Annotated in this window: 23 protein-coding genes; 13 read left to right on the forward strand and 10 right to left on the reverse strand. The window is 63.6% G+C overall.

Features of this window, described 5'->3' with window-relative positions:
- The first annotated feature begins 21 nt into the window (after window positions 1–21).
- Genes LC490_RS14550 through LC490_RS14560 form a run of 3 tightly spaced genes read left to right on the forward strand, consistent with a single transcriptional unit; the run spans window position 22 to window position 4,215 of the window.
- Entirely contained in the window at window positions 22–1,695 is a 1,674-nt protein-coding gene (locus LC490_RS14550) for a discoidin domain-containing protein (protein WP_223620624.1), read from the forward strand.
- A gap of 19 nt (window positions 1,696–1,714) precedes the next feature.
- Window positions 1,715–2,935 (forward strand): glutamate 5-kinase, encoded by a 1,221-nt coding sequence (proB, locus tag LC490_RS14555; RefSeq protein ID WP_223620625.1) that lies wholly within the window; start codon window positions 1,715–1,717, stop codon window positions 2,933–2,935.
- On the forward strand, window positions 2,932–4,215 hold the full coding sequence (locus tag LC490_RS14560; RefSeq protein ID WP_223620626.1) for a glutamate-5-semialdehyde dehydrogenase: 1,284 nt from the start codon (window positions 2,932–2,934) through the stop codon (window positions 4,213–4,215). The genes proB and LC490_RS14560 overlap by 4 nt, the downstream gene beginning before the upstream one ends.
- A gap of 633 nt (window positions 4,216–4,848) precedes the next feature.
- Here LC490_RS14560 and LC490_RS14565 read toward each other — a convergent pair.
- Window positions 4,849–5,679 carry a trypsin-like serine protease gene (locus tag LC490_RS14565; protein WP_223620627.1) on the reverse strand — a complete coding sequence of 277 codons (831 nt, stop codon included), beginning with the start codon at window positions 5,677–5,679 and terminating at the stop codon, window positions 4,849–4,851.
- A 311-nt stretch (window positions 5,680–5,990) separates the two neighbouring features.
- On the opposite strand from LC490_RS14565, the gene LC490_RS14570 reads away from it, so the two are divergent.
- On the forward strand, window positions 5,991–8,264 hold the full coding sequence (locus tag LC490_RS14570) for a CocE/NonD family hydrolase (protein ID WP_223620628.1): 2,274 nt from the start codon (window positions 5,991–5,993) through the stop codon (window positions 8,262–8,264).
- A 260-nt stretch (window positions 8,265–8,524) separates the two neighbouring features.
- Here the strand turns inward: LC490_RS14570 and LC490_RS14575 are convergent, their stop codons facing one another.
- Window positions 8,525–9,106 carry a TetR family transcriptional regulator gene (locus tag LC490_RS14575; protein WP_223620629.1) on the reverse strand — a complete coding sequence of 194 codons (582 nt, stop codon included), beginning with the start codon at window positions 9,104–9,106 and terminating at the stop codon, window positions 8,525–8,527.
- Between the two features lie 213 nt (window positions 9,107–9,319).
- Here LC490_RS14575 and LC490_RS14580 point away from each other — a divergent pair, with 213 nt between their 5' ends.
- Both LC490_RS14580 and LC490_RS14585 read left to right on the forward strand, forming a co-directional pair.
- Window positions 9,320–10,108, forward strand: coding sequence for an SDR family oxidoreductase (locus LC490_RS14580; RefSeq protein ID WP_223620630.1), 789 nt, complete (start codon window positions 9,320–9,322; stop codon window positions 10,106–10,108).
- 129 nt (window positions 10,109–10,237) lie between these two features.
- Window positions 10,238–11,239: an NADP-dependent oxidoreductase gene (locus LC490_RS14585; RefSeq protein ID WP_223620631.1), complete on the forward strand. Its 1,002-nt coding sequence runs from the start codon at window positions 10,238–10,240 to the stop codon at window positions 11,237–11,239.
- Between the two features lie 56 nt (window positions 11,240–11,295).
- Here the strand turns inward: LC490_RS14585 and LC490_RS14590 are convergent, their stop codons facing one another.
- Window positions 11,296–12,231 carry a LysR family transcriptional regulator gene (locus tag LC490_RS14590; protein WP_223620632.1) on the reverse strand — a complete coding sequence of 312 codons (936 nt, stop codon included), beginning with the start codon at window positions 12,229–12,231 and terminating at the stop codon, window positions 11,296–11,298.
- A gap of 99 nt (window positions 12,232–12,330) precedes the next feature.
- On the opposite strand from LC490_RS14590, the gene LC490_RS14595 reads away from it, so the two are divergent.
- The 3 genes from LC490_RS14595 (at window position 12,331) to LC490_RS14605 (ending at window position 14,477) form a co-directional block, all read left to right on the forward strand.
- Window positions 12,331–12,660 carry a nuclear transport factor 2 family protein gene (locus LC490_RS14595; RefSeq protein WP_223620633.1) on the forward strand — a complete coding sequence of 110 codons (330 nt, stop codon included), beginning with the start codon at window positions 12,331–12,333 and terminating at the stop codon, window positions 12,658–12,660.
- Window positions 12,657–13,439, forward strand: coding sequence for an SDR family oxidoreductase (locus LC490_RS14600; RefSeq protein WP_223620634.1), 783 nt, complete (start codon window positions 12,657–12,659; stop codon window positions 13,437–13,439). Before LC490_RS14595 ends, LC490_RS14600 begins: the two co-directional genes overlap by 4 nt.
- Before the next feature lie 240 nt (window positions 13,440–13,679).
- Complete coding sequence (locus LC490_RS14605; RefSeq protein ID WP_223620635.1) at window positions 13,680–14,477, forward strand: alpha/beta hydrolase; 798 nt, start codon at window positions 13,680–13,682, stop codon at window positions 14,475–14,477.
- A 141-nt stretch (window positions 14,478–14,618) separates the two neighbouring features.
- Here LC490_RS14605 and LC490_RS14610 read toward each other — a convergent pair whose 3' ends face one another.
- The 3 genes from LC490_RS14610 to LC490_RS14620 form a co-directional block, all read right to left on the reverse strand.
- Window positions 14,619–15,998, reverse strand: coding sequence for an XVIPCD domain-containing protein (locus LC490_RS14610; protein WP_223620636.1), 1,380 nt, complete (start codon window positions 15,996–15,998; stop codon window positions 14,619–14,621).
- 6 nt (window positions 15,999–16,004) lie between these two features.
- The gene (locus tag LC490_RS14615; RefSeq protein ID WP_223620637.1) at window positions 16,005–16,640 is read right to left on the reverse strand and encodes a hypothetical protein; all 636 of its coding nucleotides are present in this window, start codon (window positions 16,638–16,640) and stop codon (window positions 16,005–16,007) included.
- Between the two features lie 142 nt (window positions 16,641–16,782).
- The gene (locus LC490_RS14620; RefSeq protein WP_223620638.1) at window positions 16,783–17,394 is read right to left on the reverse strand and encodes a hypothetical protein; all 612 of its coding nucleotides are present in this window, start codon (window positions 17,392–17,394) and stop codon (window positions 16,783–16,785) included.
- Window positions 17,395–17,694: 300 nt separating this feature from the next.
- Here LC490_RS14620 and LC490_RS14625 point away from each other — a divergent pair, with 300 nt between their 5' ends.
- Window positions 17,695–17,910 carry a hypothetical protein gene (locus tag LC490_RS14625; protein WP_223620639.1) on the forward strand — a complete coding sequence of 72 codons (216 nt, stop codon included), beginning with the start codon at window positions 17,695–17,697 and terminating at the stop codon, window positions 17,908–17,910.
- A gap of 230 nt (window positions 17,911–18,140) precedes the next feature.
- Here the strand turns inward: LC490_RS14625 and LC490_RS14630 are convergent, their stop codons facing one another.
- A complete protein-coding gene (locus LC490_RS14630; protein ID WP_223620640.1) occupies window positions 18,141–18,917 on the reverse strand; it encodes a patatin-like phospholipase family protein in 777 nt (258 codons plus the stop codon).
- Window positions 18,918–19,120: 203 nt separating this feature from the next.
- Window positions 19,121–19,864, reverse strand: coding sequence for an SDR family oxidoreductase (locus LC490_RS14635; protein WP_223620641.1), 744 nt, complete (start codon window positions 19,862–19,864; stop codon window positions 19,121–19,123).
- 98 nt (window positions 19,865–19,962) lie between these two features.
- Here LC490_RS14635 and LC490_RS14640 point away from each other — a divergent pair, with 98 nt between their 5' ends.
- Together LC490_RS14640 and LC490_RS14645 are read left to right on the forward strand one after the other, a co-directional pair.
- Window positions 19,963–20,883, forward strand: a complete 921-nt coding sequence (locus LC490_RS14640) for an AraC family transcriptional regulator (RefSeq protein WP_223620642.1) — start codon at window positions 19,963–19,965, stop codon at window positions 20,881–20,883.
- 229 nt (window positions 20,884–21,112) lie between these two features.
- A complete protein-coding gene (locus LC490_RS14645; protein WP_223620643.1) occupies window positions 21,113–21,601 on the forward strand; it encodes a hypothetical protein in 489 nt (162 codons plus the stop codon).
- A 78-nt stretch (window positions 21,602–21,679) separates the two neighbouring features.
- Here the strand turns inward: LC490_RS14645 and LC490_RS14650 are convergent, their stop codons facing one another.
- Both LC490_RS14650 and LC490_RS14655 read right to left on the reverse strand, forming a co-directional pair.
- The gene (locus tag LC490_RS14650) at window positions 21,680–23,680 is read right to left on the reverse strand and encodes a UvrD-helicase domain-containing protein (RefSeq protein WP_223620644.1); all 2,001 of its coding nucleotides are present in this window, start codon (window positions 23,678–23,680) and stop codon (window positions 21,680–21,682) included.
- Window positions 23,677–25,593: an AAA family ATPase gene (locus LC490_RS14655; RefSeq protein ID WP_223620645.1), complete on the reverse strand. Its 1,917-nt coding sequence runs from the start codon at window positions 25,591–25,593 to the stop codon at window positions 23,677–23,679. The genes LC490_RS14650 and LC490_RS14655 overlap by 4 nt, the downstream gene beginning before the upstream one ends.
- Before the next feature lie 512 nt (window positions 25,594–26,105).
- Between LC490_RS14655 and LC490_RS14660 the strand changes: the two genes are divergently transcribed.
- Entirely contained in the window at window positions 26,106–26,390 is a 285-nt protein-coding gene (locus tag LC490_RS14660; protein ID WP_223620646.1) for a hypothetical protein, read from the forward strand.
- Window positions 26,391–26,487: the final 97 nt, after the last annotated feature.

The raw sequence follows: 26,487 nt of genomic DNA on the forward strand, positions 1-26,487 counted from the left end.
CGCAATTAAAGGACTAAGACTATGCCAGGATTCGAACCCAACTACGGGCGGTTCTCTATCGCTACGTTTCTCAAGTCGGCTGCCATCACGGCGGTCGCACTGATGCCCGCATACGCGATGGCACAAAGCGGTGACCTCGTCGTGACTGATGCCCATGCCTCATCCGAGTTATGGCCAGCGAGTCGCCTCGGCGATGGGGATGCCAACACGGTCTGGAGCAGTTCGCTGCATGCAGACGCCGCCCATCAAGAATGGATTGCTTATTGGTTCGGAGGTTTCTACGACATCAACTACGTCAAGTTCAGGCCGCGCCATACCCAGACGGCCTTGGGCTTTCCGACCGACTTTAAGCTGTACTGGTCGGATGGCAGCACCTGGCAGTTTGCGTCTAGCTATAGCGACTTCCCGGTGACAAACCAGGACGGTTGGATTGTTCTACCTTTACCGTCGAAAGTTCGAGCGAACGGCATCCATGTCGTGGCCGAGTCGCTCGGAACCGACGGCGTTGGCAATTATGTCTTCCAGATGGGCGAGGCGACAGCAGGGTACGACAGCGGATTCGAGGGGTTACGCTATCTCGGCAATAACGGAGCGTCCCACGTAAACGAAATTCGCAACGTCGGCTCTGGTGCTTACGATCCCGCCAAGCTGGGTAACTGGAATTTTGATATCCGTCGGCCCTTCATTGCGCCAAAGCCGGGCGGGGATGCAAACATTTACGCACCTTCGGTGGTCAAAAACGGCGGCACTTGGAATATCTATTTTGGCGGCTGGGACGGTACAACAGATCGGCACGACCGCATCTCCATAGTTACCACCGAAGACTTCGATACGCTTTCGCCGCATGAGAAGATGATTGATAGCGGGAGCTACCTACACGTCAACAATCCGTCCGCATTGCGGATTGGCGAAGGACTGTGGCGAATGTGCTACACCTCGATAAAGGACGTCAATTCGTTGAACAGGACGATGTGCGTGCCTTCGACCAACGGTGTCAACTGGTCGCCCAGTCAAGCGTCGGCGACGGCATTGATCGGGATGAGTGGCTATCCTGGTTGGACTAATGCCGATGTCAACGGCGGCAACGTGCTCTATCATGCCGATGGTACGTATTTGTTGTACTTCGTCGATTTCAAGAATTTTTCGGGGGTGCCGTACGCGGCCAGTACCGACGGTAAGAACTTTTACTACCAGGGCAAAGCGTCAGCCGATAACTTGGTCATTAATGACTTCAAATCATTCGGCAATGGGCCTGCCAAGCAGTATCTGGCCGGTTTTCATTTGAATAACGACCGGATATGGTACAGCGCGGGGCAAAGCGTCAGTCAGTTCGCGCCGGCGAAGACACTGTTTACTCATTACGATCAAGCTGACCGCTACATCACCTCGGTGGGGTTCGTCAGCGACGGATCGCGTCTGTATGGCGCGTTGTATGGTGCTGGCGCTAGCGGAACCTTGGCGGAAAACAGAATCTTTGCTGCATGGCTGCAAAAGAAAGTCATCTTTGAAAGCGAACGAACCCGCTGGGGTGATATCGAGAGTGCGCGCGGCCCCGACAAGATCGTTTTGCACATGTCCAACTCGGTCGAAACCGGCCGGTACTCGATTTATGACACGGACGGAACGACATTGCTGTATCGCAGCCCGGTCATGACCATCCGTTCCGGCGATATCTGGCAGTTTGCAGGTAACTGATCCATCTCAGGGAACTGAAGTGAGTTCATCGGACTTTCCCGCGCAATTGTTGCCGAACTGGCGTCGCGCTGTGCTCAAGGTCGGCAGCAGTCTGCTGGCCGGTTTCGCCGACCAGGCCGGCGGCGGGCTCGACCCGCGCTATGCGGCCGGGCTGGCGCGCTTCATCGCCGAAGCGCGCGCGCAACAACGCGAAGTGGTGCTGGTGTCGTCCGGCGCAGTCGCCGCCGGGCGCAGCCGCATCGAGGCCGGCGGCAACGGCCTGGTATTGCGGCAGGCCTTGGCCTCGCTGGGCCAGGCTTCGCTGATCGCATTCTGGCAGGGCCTGTCGCCGGTACCGGTGGCGCAGGTGCTGTTGAGCCACGACGACCTGCGCAACCGCCGCCGCTATCTCAATGCGCGCGCTTCGTTGCGCGAGCTGCTGCGGCTCGGCGCCTTGCCGGTCATCAACGAGAACGACACCGTCGCCGTCGACGAATTGAAACTCGGCGACAACGACAACCTCGCTGCTGCGGTCGCGTCGCTAGTCGATGCCGACCTGCTGCTGATCGCGACCGACATCGGCGGCCTCTATAGCGGCCATCCGCAGCGCGATCCGACGGCGCGGCCGATTGCGCAGGTCGCCGTGGTCACGCCGGAACTGCTCGACGCCGCCAGCGGCGGCGCCGGCACGCTCGGCACCGGCGGCATGCGCACCAAGCTCGAAGCCGCGGCCAAGGCCGCCACCGCCGGCATCGCCACTGCCTTGTTCTGCGGCCGCGATGCCGAAGTGGTCGCCGCGCTCGGCGAAGGCCGCTTGCACGGCACCCTGGTGGCGGCACGCAGCGACCGTCTGCGTGCGCGCAAGCAGTGGCTGCGGCATGCGCCGGCCAGCGGTTGCCTGCGCATCGATGCCGGCGCGGCGACGGCCCTGCATGATCGCGGCGCCTCGTTGTTGCCGGGCGGAGTGGTCGCGGCCGAAGGCGAGTTCCGCCGCGGCGACGTGGTCGAGCTGCGCAGCGTCGGCGATGCCGCCGCGGTGCTCGGGCGCGGCCTGGTCCAGTACAACGCCGGCGAGGTGCGCCGGATCGCCGGCCGCCACAGCCGCGATATCGAGGCGCTGATCGGTTTCCGCTACGGCGAATCGGTAGTGCATCGCGACGACCTGGTGCTGCTCGATCGCGCCAGCGCGCCGTCCCAGAGTTCCAATGGCGACGCCGGTCCCGGCGCCGTCACCGAGTTGCCCAAGGAAGTCTTGCCATGAGCGGTTATGTCCGGGCCCTGGCCCAACAGGCGCGCGACGCCTCCGTCGTCCTCGCCGCGCTCGACGGCGACGCGCGCCGCCGCCTGATCGAGGCGATGGCGGCGCAGCTCGACGCTTCCAGCGAGCGCATTCTCAGCGCGAATGCCGAAGACCTCGGCCGCGGCGAAGCGGCCGGCCTGAGCGCGGCGATGCTAGACCGCCTGCGCCTCGACCCGTCGCGCCTGGCCGCGATCGCCGCTGCGTTGCGCGAAGTGGCGGCGCAGGCCGACCCGCTCGGCGAAGTCACTCGTCGCGAAACCCGGCCGAATGGCCTGGTGATCGAACGCCAGCGAGTGCCGCTGGGCTTGATCGCGATGATCTACGAGGCGCGCCCCAACGTCACCGCCGATGCCGCCGCGCTGTGCCTGAAAGCCGGCAACGCGGTGCTGCTGCGCGGCGGGTCGGAAGCGCGCGCCAGCAATGCCGCGATTGCCGCCTGCCTGCATGCGGCACTGCGCGAGCAGGGCTTGCCGGCCGCGGCGGTATCGTTGATCGAAGACCCGGCGCGCGAGCATGTGCTCGAACTGCTGCAACTGTCGGACCTGGTCGACCTGGCGATTCCGCGCGGCGGCGAGGGGCTGATCCGTTTCGTCGCCGAACACGCCCGCGTGCCGGTCATCAAGCACTACAAGGGCGTGTGCCATCTCTACGTCGACCGCGCCGCCGACCTCGACCTCGCGCTCGGCCTGCTGATCGACGGCAAGGCCTCGCGTCCTGGCGTCTGCAATGCACTGGAAACGCTGCTGGTGCATGGCGACATCGCTGCTGATTTCGTCCCGCGCGCGCTCGCCGCGCTGGCGGGGCGTGGCGTGCAGGTGCGCGGTTGTGAGCGCACGCGTGCGTTGGCCGCGAACCTGCCGGCCGGCACGGTACAGCCCGCCGACGAGGGCGACTACGCCGCCGAATACCTCGACCTGATCATCGCCGCGAAAGTGGTCGATGGGCTGGACGAAGCGCTCGCGCACATCGCCCGCTTCGGCTCCGACCACACCGAAGTCATCGCGACCGAAGACGCCGCCACCGCCGAGGCGTTCGTCCGCGGCACCCGCAGTTCGGCGGTGATGGTCAACGCCTCCTCGCGCTTCAACGACGGCGGCCAGCTCGGTCTGGGCGCGGAGATCGGCATCTCGACCACGCGCCTGCACGCCTACGGCCCGATGGGCGTGGAGTCGTTGACCATCGAACGCTTCGTCGTGCGCGGAGCAGGGCAGGTGCGGCACCCCGAGTCGCAGAATCGCTGACCCCGCGCGCAGCTACCTGGGCCCCTGTAGGAGCGACGCAAGTCGCGACCGCGGGGTTTCCAGCTTGCGCCGCACGCCTGGATTCGCAGTCGCGGCTCACGCCGCTCCTACAGGAAGCGATTCACCGGCCGTCCTATCTCCGCCGGCTTTTCATGCCAAAAACCGCGCAGCCATCAGGGCCCCTTGTAGGAGCGACGTAAGTCGCGACCGCAGGCTTCCCAGCTCGCGCCGCACGCCTGGATTCGCGGTCGCGGCTCACGCCGCTCCTACAGGAAGCGATTCACCGGCATTCCTGTCTCCGCCGGCTTTTCATTCCAAAAAGCCGCGCAGCCATCTGGGCCCCTGTAGGAGCGACGTAAGTCGCGACCGCGGGGTTTCCAGCTTGCGCCGCACGCCCGGATTCGTGGTCGCGGCTCACGCCGCTCCTACAGGGAGCGATTCGCCTGCATCCGAAAGAGCCGCGCAGCCGTCTGGGCCCCTTGTAGGAGCGACGTAAGTCGCGACCGCGGGGTTTCCAGCTTGCGTCGCGCGCCAGGGATTCGCAGTCGCGGCTCACGCCGCTCCTACAGGGAGCGATTCACCTGCATCAGGCAGCGATCCACCGGCATTCCTATCCCCGTCGCCAGCGCCGCTTCAACGCCCGGCGGATTTCCCGGAATCCCCGCCCGACGCCATCGTCTCTTCGATCCAGCTCGCGTAGTTCCCCAACCGCACGCCGTAACTGGTCTCGCCGTATCGCCCCGGGCGCAGTTCGGTGCCCTCGACCAGGCCACGCTTCCACGCCGTTACGCCTGCGACCTGCCATTGCTTGTCCACCGCGACCAGGATCGGCCCGCCGCTGTCCCCGCTACCGGTCGAGGCCTCCAGGGGCAGCGCCTTCGGCGGTGCGTCGAAGGTGTAGCCGATCCAGCGGGTTTCCTCGATGCCGATCCGGTTGTAGCCCTGCCGCAGGGCGGTCCGGTTCGGTCCATGCAGCGAATGGCCCTTCGAACCCGTCCCCGTGGCGCCGCGCCCCATGATCCGAACGACCTTGCCCAATGCCGAGCCGCGGTAAATGCGCGCCGGTGCGACATCGCGCACCGGCTCGGCAAGCTCGATCAGGGCGATGTCGTCGGAGGTAGCGGCGAACGCGAAGAACGCCTCCCAATCGCCCGATTTCAGCGCGGCGTCGATCATCGCCTGAGGCGGCTGCTTATAACCCGGATGGACGACGATGCGGCGTACCGCACGCGGCGTGCCGCCGACGACCACCTCATCGACAGCGTGCTGCCAGGCGACGGCGTGGGCGGCGGTAACGACCCACTGCGGCGCGATGAGCACCCCATGGCCCTCGCCAGGCAGGTCCACCAGCGCCGGGAATTCGGAGGCCGCCATCCGATAGCGCAAATCCGGGACATCGTCGCGAACGACGATCGCGTCGGCACCGAACGATGCGAGAAGAAGCAACAGGGCGGCAGCACGCATGCGCAACATCCATTGTCGGAAAGCGCCATTGTCGGGCCCGCGGCGCGACCTTGGCTATATGCCCGTCCTGGGACATTCGGTTGCAGCCCGCCTCCTGTAGGAGCGGCGCAAGCCGCGACCGTGGGCTTTCCAGTGAGCGCCGCAAGCAGGGATCCCGGGTCGCGGCTCACGCCGCTCCTACAGCAAGCAAGCCGGCGTAATCGTGTATTCGTTCGCGGCGGTGTCGGTTATGCGACGATTCCGCCGCTGGCGCCATCCAGTCAGGGATACATGCACGCCTGGGAGGGCAAATGCTGCGATCGATCATTCTCATGTCGGCCATCGCTGCCGTCGGCCTGTGCGGTTCCGCTGCCCGCGCGGCCGAAACCGCCGCGTCCTATGCGCTGCCCGCGATCGTCGCCGACGATGCGAAGCGCCTGGACGCCGCCATGCCGTCGCTGGCCCGGCAACTGCTCGCCGACTATCGCGACCCCGACCGCAGCCGCGACCTCAACCAACGCTTCCGCCTGCAACTGGTGGCCGGCGACTACGCTGCGGCCGAACGCAGCCTCGACGAACTCGCCGCCACCGCCACCCAGGGCCCGGTGCCGGTGCGGCTCAACCTCGCCCAATACCGGTTGTACGCCCGCGCCAAGGCGCTGCAGGCGGGGCAGGGGTTGAGCTTCGAGCAGGCCCTGCCGCGCGCCTTCGCCGAATCGATCGCGACGATGGACGACCGCAGCGCCGCCGTGGCCATGCGCGTGCTCAACTTCGAGACCGCAGAGCAGCCGCGGCAGCAGCGCGCGCTGGCCGATGCCTTGGCGCCGCTGCGCAAACAGCCCAGGCTGGACCGCAACGCCGCGCTGGCCTTGCTGCGCAGCTACCAGGTCGAACGCAGCTACGCGGCGTTGGCGCCGCACTTGCCGGCGCTGATCGCCGCGGACGACGCGCGCCGCTACCTGATCCAACGCGATGTCGCGGTGACCACGCCCGACGGCGCCACCGTCTGCGCGCTGATCGTGCGCCAGCGCAACGCGCCCGAGCGCCTGCCGACCCTGCTGAACTTCACCATCTACGCCGACCCGGTCCCCACCTTCAACGAAGCGCGCCGCTCGGCCTCGCACGGCTATGCCGGCGTGATCGGAAACAGCCGCGGCAAAGGCTGCAGCCCCGACCGCCCGACGCCCTACGAACACGACGGCGACGATGCAGCGGCGCTGATCGACTGGATCGCCGCGCAACCGTGGAGCGACGGCCGCGTCGGCATGTACGGCGGCAGCTACGAGGGCTTCACTCAATGGGCCACGGCCAAGCGCCGCCCCAAGGCCCTGAAAGCGCTGATGCCCTCGGTGACCGGCGCGCCCGGCCTCGACGTGCCGATGGAAGGCGGCATTTTCTATGGCTTCCAGTACTACTGGCCGTTCTACATCACCAACAACCGTCAGGTGGACAACGCGCCCTTGCAGGATTACCCGCGCTGGAATCGCATGTATCGCCAGTGGTACCTCAGCGGGCGCCCTTACCGCGAACTGCCGCAGATCGACGGCACGCCCAATCCGCTCTACCTGCGCTGGCTGTCGCACCCGGACTACGACGCCTACTGGCAATCGATGATCCCCTATCGCGACGAATTCGCCGCGCTGGATCTGAAGGTGCTGACCACCACCGGTTACTACGACGGCGCCCAGATCGGCGCGCTGTACTATCTGCGCCAGCACTATCGCTACCGCCCGCAGGCCGAGCACTACCTGGTGATCGGCCCCTACAACCACGTCAGCGGCCAGCGCGGCACCGTCGCCACCGGCACCGAACTGCGCGGCTACACGCTCGACCCGCAAGCGCAGATCGACCTGGGCGAACTGCGTTACCAATGGTTCGACTACGTGTTCAAAGGCGCGCCCAAACCCGCGCTGCTCGCCGACCGCATCAACTACCAAGTGATGGGCGCCAACGAATGGAAGCACGCGCCCTCGCTGGCGGCGATGGCGCAGCGGCGCCAACGCTTCTACCTCGGCGCCGCCGGTAGCGACGGCCGCCACGCTTTCGCCGCGCAGCCGGTCGCGGCCGACAGCTACGCCGAACAGACCATCGACCTGCGCGACCGCAGCGACGCCGACCGCATCGTCCCGGGCGGCGCCATCGTCGACCGCGAACTCGACACCGCCGAAAGCCTGGTGTTCGTCAGCGAACCCTTCAAAGAGGCCGAGGAATTCAGCGGCCTGTTCTCCGGCCGGCTGGAAATCGAAACCAACAAGCGCGACTTCGACTTCAACATCTCGCTGTACGAACAACTGCCCGACCAACGCTATTTCGAACTCTCGCGCTACCAATCGCGCGCCAGCTACGTCGGCGACGTCAGCCGCCGGCAACTGTTGCAACCCGACCATCGCACCGTGCTCGACTTCGAAGCCGGTCGCGCCACCAGCAAGCGCATGCAGCCCGGCAGCCGGCTGGTGGCGGTGGTGAGCGTGCTGCGCAACCCGCAGCAGGAGATCAACTACGGCAGCGGCAAGGCGGTGGCAGGGGAGAGCATCGCCGATGCCGGCGAACCGGTGCGGGTGCGCTGGTATGGAGGCAGCTATCTGGAGATTCCGCTGAGCCGTTGAAGCCGACGCACAAGACAGCGGCCCGGTGTCGCGCGAGCTGGAGTTAGCGGCAGGCGCTTCGCTCGCCGCAACTCGCCGCAAGCGGCTCCGGCCGATGCGACGGCACGCGTCTGTTTTCGGTCATGAGCGGACACCTGCCAAGGCATAGGGCAGGGAGGCATAAGACGCATGGGCGGTCTGTTCGACCTGTCTGAGCCGTCAAACCGCTTGGCGATGCATGCGAGCTCGCGGTGAACTTCTAACGATCCCGGAAGGGCTGTCTAGATAAGCCCTTCGTCCGACAGCTGCGCAAAGAGGCGCGCCCGACAGACCTCCAGGATTTCGTCCGCCAGCGGCGCATCGTCGGGGCAGGACCTCGACAACACCACCGCGCCGATGGTCTGCGCCATCAGGGCGATTCGGCGCGCGCGCGTCTCGCTGTTCGCGTCGTCGACCGGCCGCCCCGCTTGGCGGGCCGGAGCCGCCAGCTGGCGCTCGATACCGGCGGCAAAGGCCGCCTTGACCGATTCCGGCTGACGCGCGGCATCCGCACATAGCGCGGCCAGCGTGCAGCCGTCGCCCGGCTTGTCCCGATGCTCTCGGGAGAGGTAAAGCTCGACGAAGTCCTTCAGATCGACGCCCGCCGCGACGTCCGCAGACTGCGCTAAACCGCAGCTTGCCGCTTCCGCCATCAGATCGGTCTTGGAGCCGAAATGCTTGTAGAAGCCGCCGTGGGTAAAGCCGGCGGCCGCCATCAGGTCGGCTACGCCCACGCCGTCATAACCCCGCTCCCTGAACAGGGTGGACGCGGTCTCGATGATGCGCGCCCGGTTTGCCTGCGCTTGTGCCTTGGTGACCTTCATTACGGATGCCTCTGATGCCCTGCCTGCCAACGGCAGCGGCGCATTTTACCATATAGATGATGTTCATCATCAAACTATTGACATTAAAGATTACGGTCATCATCATTATGGCCGTCACCAGACAGGGACCAGGAAACGAACGTCATTCCCGGCTCACTGGCCCGATACGTCGCACCTCCCATGCCCCCCATCAAAATTCCAGAGAAACGCACCATGACCACACGCCCTGCCGTCCTCATCACCGGTGCCTCCAGCGGCATCGGCGCCGTCTATGCCGAGCGCTTCGCACGGCGCGGCCACGACCTCGTGCTGGTCGCACGCGACCAGGCACGACTGGAAGCGCTGGCAGCTCGCCTGCGCCAGGAAACCGCCGTCGCGGTCGAGGTGCTGCCGGCCGATCTCACCCAGCACGATGAACTGGCCACCATCGAAGCACGCCTGCGCGACGACGCCCGCATCGGCATCCTCATCAACAACGCGGGCATCGCCCAGTCCGGCGGTTTCATCGATCAATCGGCCGACAGCATCGAACGACTGGTGACGTTGAACACGACCGCGCTGACCCGCCTGGCCGTCGCCGCCTCCGCCCGAATGGTCGCTGCAGGCGAGGGCGCGATCGTGAACATCGGCTCGGTAGTCGGCCTGGCGCCGGAGCTCGGCATGGCCGTCTACGGCGCGACCAAGGCCTTCGTGCTGTTCCTGTCCCAAGGAATGAGCCTGGAGCTCGCGCCCAAGGGCGTCTACGTGCAAGCGGTTCTGCCTGCCGCCACGCGCACCGAGATATGGGAGCGCGCCGGCATCGACATCAACACGCTGCCCGAGGTGATGGACACGGGCGAACTGGTCGATGCGGCCCTGGTCGGCTTCGATCGCCGCGAGGCCGTCACCATCCCGCCACTGCATGTTGCCGCACGCTGGGACACCCTGGATGCCACGCGTCAGGCCCTGCTCACGGACATCCGGCAGGCACAGGCCGCGGAGCGCTATCGCACCGCCGTCTGAGGCGGTCGTACGGCAAACCGCACCTTGTTGTGACCCGGCCAGGCTCGACACACGCCCGGCGTCGGACACGACCTCAACGGGTCGATCGACGTCGGCGGCCTGGCCGAACCACCCACTCAGAGACACGACATGAAAGCCTTCATCATCGACCGGTACAGCAAGCAAGAAACCGGCCGCATCGGCGACATGCCCGAGCCGGACCTGCGCGACGACGATGTCCTGATCCAGGTCCACGCCGCAGGCGTCAACCCGTTGGACTCCAAGATCAGGAGCGGCGAGTTCAAGCTGATTCTTCCCTATCGCTTCCCGCTGATTCTGGGCAACGAAGTCGCCGGCACGGTCGTGCGCGTTGGCGCGCGCGTGCACCAGTTCAAACCGGGCGACGAAGTGTATGCACGCCCCGACGATGATCGCATCGGCGGCTTCGCCGAGTTCATCGCCGTCAAGGCCTTGTCGCTGGCGCTCAAGCCCGCCAACCTCAGCATGGTCGAGGCCGCCTCCCTTCCGCTGGTGGCCCTGACGTCCTGGCAGGTGCTGGTCGAAACCGCCAAGCTGAAAAGAGGACAGAAGGTGCTGATTCACGCCGGTTCCGGCGGCGTGGGCAGCATTGCCATCCAGCTCGCCAAGCACCTGGGCGCCTTCGTCGCCACGACCACGAGTACGGCCAACATCGCCTGGGTAAAGGCCTTGGGCGCGGACGTCGTAATAGATTACAAGCAGCAGGATTTCGCCACCGTGCTGCATGACTACGACGTGGTGCTGAACAGTCTGGGCAACGACGAACTGAACAAATCCCTGCAGGTTCTCAAGCCCGGCGGGCATCTCATTTCCATTTCCGGGCCGCCCACGCCGGCGTTCGCCGCCGCGCGAGGACTGGCCTGGCCGATCAAGCTGGTGTCGCGCCTGTTAAGCCGTGGCATCCGCAACAAGGCCAAGCGGAAGAATGTCGAGTACACCTTCGTTTTCATGCGAGCCGACGGGGCGCAATTGGCTGAGATCGCGCATCTCGTCGAATCGGGCGCGATCCACCCCGTCGTCGACAGGGTGTTCCCGTTCGAAGATACGCACGAGGCTTTGGCCTACGCGGACGGCGGGCGCGCCAAGGGCAAGGTGCTGGTGAAAATCAGGTAGCTCGCGCGCAGATCGACGCGCAGACCTCGGTAGTGTCGGCACTGCCGCCGGATCGGTCAGGGGCTGGTTCCTGACGTCGACGGACCCTCGCTGCCGAGATCGCGATCGAGCAGGCAGTCGATGAACGCGCGGAGTGCGGGAAGAAGGTAACGTCTGCTGGAGTAGTAGAGGTACAAGCCGGGGACCGTCGGCGACCAGTCGCTAAGCACGCGCTTCAAGCGCCCGTCCTGCAGCGCCTGCGCAATGCCGTCGTCGTTGTAGGCATAGAGGATGCCCAGGCCCTGGAGCGCGGCGGGCACGACGATGTCCTGATGGTTGGAAGTCACGGTGCCTTCACCGAAAAATTCGACCGCTTTCCCCTTCTTCTTGAACTCCCACCCTGCAACCTTTCCGCTGCCCGGGAAACGCCAGTTGATGCAGGCGTGATGGCTCAGGTCGGCGGGTGTCTTGGGCTCGCCGCATCTGGCGAGATAGTCGGGCGAAGCCACGGCCAGCAGTTCGATGTCCGGGGTAAGTCGGACCGCGATCATGTCCTTCTGCAGGCGGCCGCCCACGCGGATGCCTGCATCGAATCCTTCGCCCGCGATATCGCTCAAGCCATCGTCGATCACGATGTCGAGCGCTACATCGGGATGCGCCTTGGCGAAACGACCCAGTCGCGGCGCGATCACCTTCTTCGCTGCCATGCTGAGGGTGTTGATCCGCAGGGTCCCCGCGGCACGCGCACTCGTACCCACGGCCTGCGCAACGGCCTCGTCCATGTCGCGGAGCATCGGGGCGATGCGCTCATGCAATCGGCGGCCCGGCTCGGTCGGCGAGACGCTGCGCGTCGTCCGGTTCAGCAGGCGAACCCCCAAGCGCGATTCCAACTGGCGAACGATCTGGCTGAGGGCGGACCGGGACAGCCCCAAGTGATCGGCGGCCCGCGCGAAGCTGGCCCGGTCGACGACGGCCACGAAGGCCTTGAGTTCCGCGAATTCAGAGCCGCGCATTGTGCACTGATCTCTACATAGCCTGATCAGATAGTAGGTGATTCTCTTATCTATGAGAACGGGCCAACCTTGCTCCGTGGACCCAACCGGAGCATTGCAATGAACGATCTGAACCTGCCCGAGCCGATCGCGGCCTACTTCCATGCCGACACCCAGGACGCGCAAGCGGTGGCCCGCTGCTTCACCGCAGACGGGCTGGTGCGGGACGAGGGCAAGACCCACTCGGGCCTCGCTGCGATCGCAGCGTGGAAGACCGATTCGTTCGCCAAGTACACCTATACCGCCAAGCCCCACACGCTGGAGCAGCAGGAGCGCACCTACATCGTGACGGCGCGCGTCGCCGGCAACTTCCCCGGCAGTCCGGTGGACCTGCGCTATGGCTTCACCCTGGAGCGCGGCAAGATCGCCACGCTGGAGATCGCGCCGTGAGCTTCGACCTGCAGTTGGCCGGCAAGCGCGTCCTGGTGACAGGCGGCTCGCGCGGTGTGGGCGCTGCCGTCGTCGAACGGTTGTCCCAGCTCGGCGCGCATATCGTGGCGACTGCGCGCTCGCAGCCGGACCGGCCCATCGACGATGTGCACTATATGGCGGCCGACCTGGCCACGGCCGAAGGCGCTCGCCAAGCGGCGGAGGCGGCGCTGCGCCATCTCGGCGGCGTGGATGCCCTGATCAACGTGGTAGGGGGATCGTCGGCGCCGGCGGGCGGGTTCGCCGCCCTGGACGATGCGGAGTGGGCGAAGGCGCTCGATCTGAATCTGATATCGGCCGTGCGACTGGATCGCGCCTTGCTCCCCGCGATGATCGCGCAAGGCTCGGGTGTGATCCTGCATGTCACCTCGATCCAGCGCACGCTGCCGCTGCCGGACGCCACGACCGCGTATGCCGCTGCCAAGGCGGCGTTGTCGACCTACAGCAAGGCGCTGTCCAAGGAAGTCACGCCGAAGGGCGTGCGCGTGGTTCGTGTCTCGCCGGGCTGGATCGAGACGGAGGCTTCGGTCGCGTTGGTCGAACGCGTCGCGGCCCATGCGGGGACGGACTACGAAGGCGGCAAGCAGTTGGTCATGAAGGAACTGGGCGGGATTCCGTTGGGGCGCCCGGCCAAGCCGGGTGAAGTGGCCGACCTTATCGCGTTCCTGGTCTCTCCCCGGGCCGCGTCGATCTCGGGGACGGAATACACGATCGACGGCGGAACCGTGCCGACGGTGTAACCGCCCCGGCCGGCCGCATCGGTGCGTCCCGGTTCCCGGTTCCCGGCTGTTTCGCGAGAGCAGGCCTTCCCGCTGACTCGCCCCTCGATCCGGGCAGGCTCTCGTTCGCGGCTGATAAATACGTTCGGTCAAGTTATCAGGACGTTCGGTCACCGATGGTCCGGGCTCGCCCCGCAAAGTAGCCCTGCCGGCCAATGCCGCAGATCGAACTACCACCACCCACCGCCCGAGGCCACGTCCATGCTCAAGCTCATCCCCGCAGTGCTCGCCGCCGCTCTGGCGGCCACCATCTCCCCCGTTGCCCAAGCCCACGATGCCGCAGCCCCCGCAGCCCGCGATGGCGGGCAGGTGAAGAATGTCGTTCTGGTGCACGGCGCCTTCGCCGACGGCTCAGGCTGGCGCCCGGTCTACGACGAGTTGACCGCGCGCGGCTATCGCGTGTCGATCGTGCAGAACCCGTTGACCTCGCTCGCCGATGACGTGAAGGCCACACAGCGCGTGCTCGACCGCCAAGACGGCCCCACCATTCTCGTCGGGCATTCCTGGGGCGGCACGGTCATCACCGAAGCCGGCGTCCACGACAAGGTGGCGGGCTTGGTCTATGTCTCCGCGCTCGCGCCGGATGCCGGCGAAACCACCGCGCAGCAATACGCCGGTTTCGCACCCACGCCGGAGTTCGTCATCGAAACCGGCAGCGACGGTTACGGCTTCATCAGCCCCGCCAAGTTCAAGGCAGGTTTCGCCCACGACACCAGCGATGCCGACGCAGCGTTTCTGCGCGACTCGCAGGTGCCGATCAACATGTCGGTGTTCGGGACCAAGCTGACGCAGGCCGCCTGGCGCACGAAGCCCAGCTGGGCCGTGATTGCCACCGACGACAAGGCGTTCGACCAGGCCATGCTCATCCATATGGCCGAGCGCATCGAAGCGCGCATCACCAAGGTCGCCGCCAGCCATGCGGTGTTCATGACCCAGCCCAAAGTGGTCGCCGACACGATCGATCGCGCGGCAAAGGAAACGGCGCGCTCGACCAAGTAAGTACCACCGCAACATGCCCGGCGCCGACACACCGCGCCGCGGCCGGCAGATCGGCCGGACGTGCGCTGAGCACTAGAGGCGGACATCGTCTGGATGTCCGCTTCGGGCCGGAAGTGGACACCGCTTGCACCGCTGCGCCGGCTAATGCTGCATCCGCGGCCCACCCTGAGCCTGTCCGTCCATCCCCTGTGTCTGCTGCGCGCTTTCCCGCAGCGAGCGTTGCTCGGCCGCCTGAGTCTCGCGTATGGCTTGCGCCTGTTCGTAGCGCTCGGGCGAGGGCAGGGACAGAGCCTGAGCGACCGGCATGTGCGCATAGTTGGCCGCCGGGTCGGGAGAGGCGCCGCGGCCGTCCCGGTACACGAACAGCACTTCGCCCGCCGCGTTCTGCGCGGTGGGGCGGTTCAGCGTGACCTTGACGTCGTCGCCAGGGCCGAACCGATTGGCGACCGCCAGCGAAAGCGCGCTGGCGCTCATGCGCTCGCTCTGCTCGTCCCAGGGCTTGCCGATACTTTGCTCAAGGCTTCGCACGCTGCCCCGGATCTTCTCCAACAGCGGGTGATCCGGATGGCTGGGGTCGTTGGCGTTGGGCGTGGCAGGGCGCTCCGCAGGCGGCACCGGCTTGTCCGGCGCGCGGCTGCTGTCGATGAAGTCCGGAGGCAAGGTCACCTGCGCGCCGAGCGCCTGGGCATTGATCCTGATCTCTGGAAAGTCGCGCCCGGGCTGTGCGGCCTGTGCGATGGCTTCCTGGCGGTAGATTTCGCCGAAGGCCCAGTCGATGTTGCGGGCGGGGTAGCCTGGGTTACGGTCGTAAAACTCCTTCGCCATCGTCTCCAGGCTTTTATCCGCGTCCATCTGTAGATCGGATTTGATGTACAGGCCCGAATCGGCGGCGTAGCGCGGAGGGTTTTCATTGCTTTCATCGATGTAGTTGGAAGCGCTGCCGTCGGCTTTATACACATGGGCCAGTGTCGCCTCAGGGTTCTCATGCCGCACCTGAGCTGCAATGGTGTTGAACCCTGCGATTTCAGCTCGCGCCTCTCTTGTGCGCGCCCCCTCGTTGTATTCCTTCACCGCAGCGGTAAAGTCGTGAGGCGACGGACCATTCGCGATCGTCGCAACCTGTTCCTGGAATCGCTGCCCCAACTGCAAGTGTTCGTTGCGGGACAGAGCATGGTCGATCTCGTGGCCGGCGGTATAGCGAATGAAATTGACAGCTGCTCGGATTTCGTCAGGGGGCTGGCTCGGATCGGCTTCGCTCAACTGCTTGGCCGACAGGCGCATGGTCCGGTCAATGTAGTCGTAACTACCGTTGAATCTCGGATCGGGTTCGGCTTCTATCGCGACCAAGTGTCCTTTCTCGACGGCGAGGAGGAACTGCGCCTTAAGTCCCGGGGTGCTGTCGAGGACGCCGCGAAAAATCTCCCCTGGGTTCAGATCGTCTTTTTCGCCTCGTTGTTCGAACTCAGTCAGCATCGCGTCGAGCTTTTTCCTTGCTTCTAATTCATCCTGAAGTGCTGCCATTTCCGATCATCCCTGAGGGGCCGCAGCGGTGACGAACACCCTGTAAACGCATAACTTCTCGTCGATGGGTGTTGTCTTTCCGTGAAGCTCAACGCGCACATAGACCTTTCCATTTCTGAAGATGCGGTATTCCGTACCCGCCCGTCGAGGCATCTCGGTCATTTTGAATCCGGCGGCGATGAGTGGGGATTGATAATGCTCCAGGCCAACACACACAGGGGTCATATCGGCGTGGCGGTCGCCGGCACGTCCCATCTTGAACAGGACAGCATGTAGCCTCTGTCCTGGCTCGGTGTTAACCGAAGACAGCGAATAGCGCCAACCTTCAGTCAGAGCCCCGACGCCGCGAAAAATGTTGGGGGTCTCCAGTTTGGTCCCCAGGTCAAGGCCGGTACGCTTTTCGATATTCGGCCCGGACAGGTCGCGGGCGTCGTTCACGCTCAGAATCCAGGCCAGAATCCTGTCGTTGAGTTGCTGTGCACTTAGCGAGTCGTTGATGGTGGGCGATGCCGAATCCGTCACGGCGGCCTTCTCCTGAAGCGAAGTGGGGCCCGCGGTCGTGGTGGCGCACGCACAGGCAGCGAGCACGCAGACCAGTGGGGCCAGTCTCGTCGCTAGGAGGTGAGAGTCGAGCTTGGGCATTTAGGTCTCCATGTGTGCGGCTGTTCCGTGTCCGAACTGCCAGCGCACTCGCGGGCTAATCCTGGAAGACGGGCTGCCAGGGGTCAAGGCGTCGAGCTTTATGCTTTGCAGCTAATTCATCTTGAAGTGTTGCCATACACGATCATCCTTGAGGGGCCGCAGCCGCGACGAATACCCTGGAAACACACAACTTCTCGTCGAGGGGTGTTGTCTTCCCTTGAAGTTCAATACGCACATGGACCTTCTTCGTTCTGAAGATCCTGTATTCCGTGCCTCCCCGCCGAGGGCGCTCAGACGCTTCGAATCCTGCGGCGATGAGGGGGGATTGGTAGTGTTCCAGGCCAACACATGCGCGAGTCATATCGGCGTAGCCGTCGCCGGTACGCCTCATGTTGAGCAGGACGGCATGGGGTTCCTGTCCGGGCGTGGTTTTAACCGAAGACAGCGAGTACCGCCAACCTTCAGACAGTGTTCCGACAGCGTGGAAATTGTTGGGAGTCTCGGGGGCAAGTCCCAGGTCGAGACCAATGCGTTTCTCGACGTTCGGCCCGGATAAGTCTCGGGCGTCGTTCACACTCAAGATCCAGGCCAGGAGCCTGTCGTGGAGTTGTTGTGCGCTAAGGGAGTCGTTGATGGCGGCTTTGCCTTGAGCTGAAGTAGGGCCCGCGGTTTTGGCGGCACACGCACAGATAGCGAACACCCAGACTAGTGACGCTAGTTTCGCCGCTAAGAGATGAGAGTCGAGCTTCGGCATTTACGTCTCCATGTATGCCGCGGTCGGCGTCCGAACTGCCGGAGCATTCGCGGCTAATCCTGGAAGAGCGAACGCCATGGGTCAAGCAGATGCGGCACCGAGGATGCCGAGATATGACCCGTATCTCAGGCGCGCTTGTGCTGAACGGGCTCTCAAACTGCGCGACCGCAACTATGGGTATCGCATCGTGTCTGGCGGCGGCATTGTCGAACGCCAACTTGGCTCCGCTGACAGCATAGGACTGTTCTCGATGACGAGGAAGGCCGTCATAACCAGTTCTCATACGATAAACTTCTCGGCATGACGTCGCCATCCGATACCGACCGGAACAACCAGCGTGAGGGCAGCGAAATAACTTTCGGCCGCACGTGGCGCCTGCTGTATGTGTGTTGCTCGCGCGCTGGGAAGGATTTGGCTGTTTTTTTCTTCGCGGACAACCAAGTGGCGGCGCATGCCACCATCGTGGATCCTGGACTATTTCCAGCCGAAGACGTCCATAATCTCGCGACCGTCTGAGCCAGGACACTCCTGCAACTCGAGCTGAGGACGGAAGTTCAGACGACTGCCGGTTACTCTTGTGCACAGCGGACGTTGCGAACGCCTGAGGCGGCTCGAATACAGGCCAAGTTTCGTAGAAGAGAAGAGCGGAAAAACGCAGCAGCGCGGACTCGTGTTTGCGTCACAGCGGCCGCTTTCGGCCAATAGCAGTCACTGAGTTAGCGGCTGCTATCGGCCAGAAGCCGGCGCTAGTCCTGAAAGTCCAATGATGCCCTCAATGAAGCTCCGTCATGCTTGTTCAAGACCGCAGTGGCAGCCTCATAACCCGCATCCATTGCCATTTGCCTGGAACTTGCCTCGGACATCTTCGGCATTGGCACATCTGCCCGGATGACGATGTCGGCTTCACTCAATTCCGAATCCGCCAACAGGCATGTTTGCAGGCGCATGGAGCGCCGGAGCACGCCCGGGGCTGATAACGCCGTGAACTCGTCGGCATTGCAGTAGATGTCCACCGCGATGACGACACGCGCACCCATCGCGTGTGCAAAGCGCACCGGCACCAGGCTGCTGACGCCGCCGTCGACCAAATGACCACCGGGATAGGCCACCGGCACGGTCGCACCCGGTACAGCCGCCGAAGCGCGGACGGCATCCCCAGGCGCACCCACCGCAAGTAGAACAGCGTCACCGCTGTCGAGATCGGTCGCGACCGCACCGAAGCGCACAGGGAAATCCTCGATCGGTCGTCCCCGGGTCGCGCCATCCACCCAACGTGCAATCTCGTCGCCGCGCATCAAGCCGCCTTCGTCTAGCGTCCAGTCGATCAGCGCGGGCACGTCGATGTCCATTGCTGCAGCTTCCAGTTGTTCGACGGTAACGCCGCTGGCATAGGCGGCACCGACCAGGGCACCTGCCGAGGTGCCGACCACGATGTCTGGCCGGATCCCGCGCTCCTCAAGCGCGCGCAGCACGCCGATGTGGGCGAAGCCACGCAACCCACCGCCGCCGAGCACCAGGGCCACGGACTGGTCCGCGCCGGATGCTGCGTCGGAATGTTGGCGAACCACCTCCAGGCTGAAGGGAGTAAGCGGTCGTATCGGGGCTTCACGGGAATGCCCCGACGCCCCCAAGGCAGCGGCGACGAGCACCGCTGCCAGGAGCAACCTGAGGACCGGCATCCAGCGCCGCTGTCGCCTTCCAGACCGGGGCAATCGTGCCGGCGTATTCACCGCGGCCCTGCCAATGCGACGGCATCGGCTCCAGCGGGGAAATGGAACTGGTCGGAGCCGTCGTGCGCGGCCTGCCAGACCGCCTCGGCCACATCCTCGGGTCGCGTGGTCGCCTGCGGACGGGCGAAGGCCTCAAAGATCGGGCGGGCGTAGTCCGCATAGGTATCCGGGATAAGACCATTCATGCGCTCGGCCCCGTTCTCGGCGAACCGCGTGGTCGGGCCGTAGCCGGGTTCGACCAGCTTGACCCGGATGCCAAACGCGCCCAGTTCGTGCGCCAGGGAGCCGGTGAAACCTTCGACCGCCGTCTTGCTCCCCGTGTAGGCGGCAGCGAGCGGCATGCTGGCCAAAGTGACGCTCGAGGTGACATTCACGATCGTGCCCGCCCGGCGCTCGCGCATCTGCGGAATCACCGCCTGCACGATCGCCATCGTGCCGAACGTGTTGGTTTCGAACACCTCGCGCACCGTTTGCATCGACGTGGCCTCGAAGGCGCCGACGACGCCGATGCCCGCGTTGTTGACGAGAACATCGACCGGGCCGGCCTCCTCGATGGCGCGGGCGATGCTGTCGGCATCGGTGACATCCAGCGCGACCAGCTTGATGCGGTCGGACGCGGGCAGGAGGTCGGGATTCGGGCGGCGCATCGTGGCGATGACATTCCACCCGCGATCGTGGAAGTAACGGGCGGTTTCGAGCCCGTAGCCGGAGGAACTGCCAGTGATCAGAATGGTCTTCATTGCGGGGACTCCGTGGTTGGTAGGTGCGACCACGATAGGCATGCAATGTCGGACTATCGATGCTGTAGAGTCCACATAACATTGGGTATAGTCCTGTCATGGCCGACCCCCTCACCGAGCTGATCACCCTGCTTCGACCCGCCCGGGTCATGGGCAAGAGCATTTCCGGCGCCGGGCGCTGGGGTGTCCGCTACGCGCCATTCGGACACCCTGGGTTTTGTGTGGTGACCGACGGCGCCTGCCTTCTGCAGGTCGATGGCGCGGATCCGCTGCGTCTGGAGGCAGGCGATTTCGTGTTCTTGCCCGCTACACCGGGATTTGTCCTGTCTGGGTTCGAGCCCATCGAGCCGCAGCAGGTCGATCCCACCGCCATCGCGGACCAAGGCCATGAATTGCGCCATGGCTCCATCGAGGGGGAGCCCGACGTGCGCATGCTGGGTGGCTATTTCGTCTTCGATTCGCCAGACACGGCGCTGCTGGTGGCGCTGCTCCCGCCGGTCATCCACGTCCGGGGCGAGGATCGCTTCAGCGTGCTGGTGCGGCTCGTGCGCGAGGAAGCCATGCAAACGAGGTCGGGGCGCGACCTCATCCTGACCCGGCTGGTCGAGGTTCTGCTTATCGAAGCCTTGCGCGCAGCACCGGGCGACACTGCGCCGGCAGGTCTGCTACGCGGTCTCGCGGACGAGCGTCTGGCCCTGTCGATCCGGGAGATGCACCGCGATCCATCTCGCTCTTGGACGGTGGAGCAGTTGGCAAAGGCCGCCGCGCTGTCAAGGTCGGCCTATTTCCAACGCTTCACTCGTGCGGTCGGCATGCCGCCGATGGAGTATCTGCTCGCCTGGCGGATGGCAATCGCGAAGGACATCCTCGATCGTCAGGACCTGGTGATCGAGAAGGTAGCCGAGCGCGTGGGCTATTCGTCGGCGAGCACGTTCAGTACTGCCTTCACTCGCTACGTGGGTCGATCCCCGAGTGGCTACGCCCGAGAGAGACGCCAAGTACGCTCGCGTGTGGCCTGATGTCCGCTATGGGTCGTGAGCGGACATGATCCCGTAAGACGAGGCGCGCTCGCAGCAACTCGACCGCGGTTGGGTAGCTACGTCAGTCTCCTCGCCTAGGCACGTCACCGACTGGCAATCCCTACGCGGGAACTGGCTACGCAATCTCATAGTTTCGCCCAGATGGTTGTACCAACAGCCCAAGCGATGTGACACGCTACCGCCTTCATATCTACACCCATTGCTGCTCATGACCAATTTACATCCGCCGCTGTTCCACGCCACGTTGCAGGTGCTCTCAGCAGGTCAGGTCGTCACAGCATCAAGAGCGACAGACTATTACCCGCACGTCGTCGCGATTTTGGAGGCGCACCGACCGAATGACGCGCCCTCGCGATCGATTTGCCTATTTGCGTCCGACAGCACGGTAGCATCGACTGCTTTTCTACGGGGCCAGAACGCGGCACCAGAAGCTATTCGACTGTATCGGGTCGAGATGCCTGACTATCACAAGGCGCCATTTCGATTGGTCCGTGAGCTCGATGCGCGTCTGGAGGCAAGAAAGCCTATCCAGGCGGTCGTCGGAGAGTACTGGGATCCGCACAGAGATTGGGTCTTCTGGGAGTACTTTGGGCCGACCTTTACAGTCGTTGAGGAGATGCCTCCTGCAGGCGTGATCGACACCTACGGGTTCAACCTCAAGTACGACAAAGACATCGACTTAGGCCGCTCTCTCTAAGAATTGTCTGCTTTCGGCCAAGAGCGGACGGCACCGCGCAGAAATCCAACAAACAGCTAGCCAGTCAACGCCGCTTAATCAGCTGGCTGGGGCCAAAGTGAGATCGCGCACAATCCAGCCCTGATCACGCGCTGCGGCCAGAAGTTGCACCGACACAGCTGATCTTCGCACCGCTAAAGCTAGTACCTGGCGGCCCCGTGTCACTCCGACGAATGCATTGGTAGCAGCAGTAAGGTGAGCGTCGTTTCCGCTGAAATCGCATTCTTCGATTCCGAACGCGTGGGGAAGGATTGTCTCCAGGTCCATGCATTTGTCTTCTGTTTTGTTGCCCTTCCAGATCTCGGACTCAACCAAGAGCACGGCGTCAACAGTCCGGCCCTTGACCGAATGGATGGAGCCCAAGTGCACAGACAGACCGTCAATCTGCGCTAACTTGGCCGACTGCGTAGGTGTCGACGCCGTCATAGCCTCACGGTCCTCAAACTCTAGGAACAGCTTGAGAGCATCTTTGTCGCCGGACGCATCGCCCAAACCCAAGCAAGTTTTCAGGCGCTCGCAGAACGACTCCCACTCGTTCTTCGCCCATGCAGAAGTTCCCATCAGGATGCTGTCGCGGAAAAGGCGTCGCACAGCCAAGCTGCGACATCGATCCTCGGAGAACAGCGGAATGCGCCACAGGTTTGCATTGTGGATGCGCCCTCCGTTCTCGGCCGTGCAGCCATACAGTCGCAAGTAGCGCACCAGTGCAGACTCGGCGAAGGCCAGCGACGCGCGTGGCTGCCCGCCACCAGCGTGCAATAGCGAAGCCTTCTGCATCATCCTGCACAGAGTTTCAGCTTGTGCCGAAGATGAACTGTCGGCCCGATAGCTTGGATAGTAGTCCACCAAGCTTTTTGGCAACCAAGCCCCTCGCGGACGATAGCTGCTATGACGCGATGCAACGGCCCACAACGCCGCCGGCGGGCCAGGCGGGTTCGGCCAGTGCGTCTGAATCTCCTCGACATAGGCCGGATGCACGCGATCGATCGACGCTTGGTCAAACAACAGCAAGGTGCGCCGGCAGGGAAGACCTGGCTCGCCCTGAATCTGCTGCCGATGTCTGGTAGTAAGACTGCTGGCAAACGCAGCGATTTCCGAGCCGAACCGTCGGGTTCGGTTTAGGGGTATGACCGCAGCCGCCGGCGCCCAGAGGGTGTCCTCCTCGGCGAAGCCTTCGTATAGCGTCTGGTTCCGATCGCCTAACCTCTGATAGGCGGCCCCGCCATTCCCGAACAACGTATTTAGGATTTTCAACTGACTACCGCTTGTGTCCTGCGCTTCGTCGAGCAGAACCAGCGGAAAACGCCGACGGACCCGATCAGCGAGATTAGGAGACAGGTCGAGCGCCTTCTTTGCCAGGGCAACCAAGTCACCGAACCGGTATATGCCCTGGTTGACTAGTTCAGTCTTTAAGGACTCCAGATCAGAACCGCAATCAGTACTGGGGCCGTGCTGGCCTCGCAGCGCACGCACCTTCAGACGGTCCGGTGGCTGGCCTGCCATACACGTAAAATCATCGGCCAGCTCCAGATTGGAAGCCCAGGTCTCGGTTTGGCGCGCAAACATCCCTTTTCGTTGTTTGGTCCGCTTGACGAGGCTGGCCTTACCGCGCATCGCCCGCTTGGCCGCGGCGGCAAATGCATCATCGTCGATACGCTCTACCGACCAACCTAGACCCCGCAGGTAAGGCATGGCGAGGTATTGGTGCAAGAAGGCCGTCACCGTCCCGATGAAATGTGGGTAGCCGAGAAACACCGAGGCCGCCGCATGCCCTAGCAGAGCCTTTTCGACTTCGTCGCGCGCCGCGTTTGTATGCGAGATGACGCATACGCCCTGGACACGCGACGTCCAGGTCCGCGACAACAGGGCTAACTTCGCAATCAACAACGTCGTTTTTCCATTGCCGGGCGCCGCTTGGACCTCGCATGAGTCCACCGTACGCAGGAAACGAATCTGATTCTCGTCATCGAACGTGCAGCCGCCCAACGACTTTCCCAACTCATCGAGCAACTCTGGCGTCAGCTCTGGAATCCGGATCAAGACTCCGCCTCCGCAGCCTCACCAGCCTCTGCAGCGGAGTCCTCAGGATGCGGTGCTGCAGAGGTGACGTAGTCCACCGCTTTCACCAGATAGTTTGGTAGCTTTCTGCGAAATGTCACAGCATCGTCCGGCAGCTCGTCGATTAACTTCGCCATCTGCTCGGCAACCTGAGCCTTGGACACGCTCTTCTTAAGCATCGGCTCGTAAATGCGCATGGCAACGGCCTCATCCGTGCTGCCGGCCTCTCCACGCCAAGTCGCAATTTGCTTGGCCGCATCGTCTTTGATCTGCTCCGAGGTCTTGCCGGCCGGTCGCTTCGCCAGCATCACCGCTTGGTGGACCATCACCGCCAACTCCACTGTGCGAGCCAGGTCATATTCCAGTGTCCATTGCTCCGACGGAAAGGCTTTTACGCAGCCACCTTCGTCCGACTTCAATGTGACCATATGGTCGGCAAGCTCAGCGGCGGAGTAGTCGCTCTCAGTGCGCCGACCCGTGCGGATCATGCCCTTCGCCGCGTTTGGCGGGATGTCCCGATCCGGCATTAGGGCGATGGGAATCGGCAGAATTCTGTCGTCCAGCCGCTGCAAGATGCGACTGTAGCGAAATAACCCCCGATGCCCGACATTGACAATCGAGACGCCATGCTTGCCCAGCGGACGACCTAGCTTTCGGGCAACTGTTGGCAGCAGCAGATTCTCCGCGTCGCCCTCGATGATCAGCAGGCCGCGGGCAAAAAATAGATTGGCTTTAGTCGCGTCGAGGAAACGGCGAAGAAACGTGTAGTCGTCGTCTTCCAGCTTGGTTTGCCCCTTGTCCAAGGAGAAGGTGCTTTGGTTCACTACCAGGGTCACGTTTTCGAGGTGCGCCCCGGCGGCCAGCTGCGGACTATGGGTCGTCAACAAGATCTGCACCTGCTTGCGAGCCTCGCCAGCTTTGGGCGGAACGGTGTGCTCCTCCAGCAACTGCATAAACAGGGTCTGATGCTGCGGATGGAGATGCGCCTCCGGCTCTTCGATCAAAAGAAATGGCACTTGCTCGGGATGGGATTCAAGTAGCAATAGCTCCGCAGCCATGAAAAGCAGGTTGTTGTAGCCCAGGCCGCGAGCAACTCGCTCGGTGTGACCAGCGGGCGGATCCAGATAAAGCTCCATACGTTCAAGAAGCTGCTCGAACGATCCCTTGGCCCCAAGGCCCAAGGTGGCGGTCAATTGGTCGTTCGCGAACGAGAGCTTATCCAAGAAAGTGCTGTTGACAGCCTCCTCCACCTTGGTGACGCCGTCGTTATCGTCGATGTCGTCGTCGGTGCGCTTCATCACGTCGACTAAGGTGGCAGTTTCCCCAGTTGCGGACGCCTTCGACTGCGAGGCCATCACTGGCAGGGCGCCAAGGATGCGTGACAAGCGAGAACGCCGGCCAGAGCGAAGTTCTCGCTCCGCGTCACGCAGTGGCTTGAGGTAGGTCGCCTTCAGGTATTCGCGCAGTTCACCTTCGAGGGGCAACCCGTCGGCGTCGCGGCCGGCGCGGTACTGAGTCGCAACGGCGAAGCCGCCGCCGGGTTGTTTACGCAGGGAGGCACGTAAGCAAACATAAAGTCGAAGGACGCCATTTTCGTTGGTGCACCACTCAAGGAAGCGGGCTTCTTCATCAGGTTCCAGGCCCTCGAAGCTGCACCTAATTAGCATTTCCGTGGCTCGCTCGCCGCCGGCACTCACGTGGAAGTCGCCGGGATCGAGGCGCACAAAATCATCGCCACGCGTCCAAAGCACATGACGGGGCGCGTCAATGATCGCGGTTTTTCCTGCATCGTTCGGGCCCGCGAGAATATTTAGGCCCGGGCGAAGTTTGAGCGTTAGAGGACTGTCCGCACTGAAGCAGCGAAAACCACGAATATGGATCTCCGATACGTACATCGTCTCCCCTTAGTTGCTACTAACCAATTGGCAGTGTCGAACGTGCGTGCGGCATCTTGGACCGCGTCACATAGGATTACTGAAGGACGAGCGCTTTTCACAAAGGGTGCCAGAAGCCACATCTCGTAGTTCGCAGACCATATGACCGCTTTGGGTCGAAAGCCGACATCGACGCCGCGAGCCCACCGTCCGGAACATCCTTTATGGGATACGTGATTTGGCGACGGACTCGGACATGTCTGATTGACAGCCGTTCGGAAGCTCTGCAAAGTCGCAGTCAAGGAGCGTCGAAACTCCCAAACACACAGCGGTGCCCGCCTTCGTTAATGGTGGGTTTTTCATGCCTGACGTTTGGGCATGCCGACGCGTTTGCCTGCGTCGGGAGGGCGGCTAATACAACACCCGCAAGGGGAATACGCCCGCCGTCTGTGTGCGGTTTCGAACCTCCCGACATCCCGCCGGTCGCGTGTCGCACCGCGCGGGTTCCTTGCCTAAGGACAGGAGTACCGCGTATGCGTCGCAAGCCTGAGCTCACGCCCCCGCGGGAAGGGGTGGTCATGCCCGTTGATGCGTTCGAAGCGCTTTCCGCTTTTCAGCAGGAGTTGCACGGGATCGTGCGGACTCTGCAGCCTGAGGTGTTGGTCGAGATTGGTTATCCCGCGGGGCAGAATCACCGGTTGTTGCGGGAGGTGTTTCAGGCGTTGGCGCGGCGGTTGGACCCGGTGATGGCGGCTTGTGTTTCGGCGGCCGCGGGGGAGGGTGGCGTCGGGGCGGGGTCGGCGGGGAGTCTGCACTGATGAGGGGGGGGCTGGGTTACGGCTTGGGCAAAGGCAAAGGCAAATCCCCCCAAGCCCCCCTTTTTCAAAGGGGGGGAAGGGCAAGGGCGGGTGTTTC

Source organism: Lysobacter sp. ESA13C (assembly GCF_019970005.1).
Taxonomy (GTDB): domain Bacteria; phylum Pseudomonadota; class Gammaproteobacteria; order Xanthomonadales; family Xanthomonadaceae; genus Lysobacter; species Lysobacter antibioticus_B.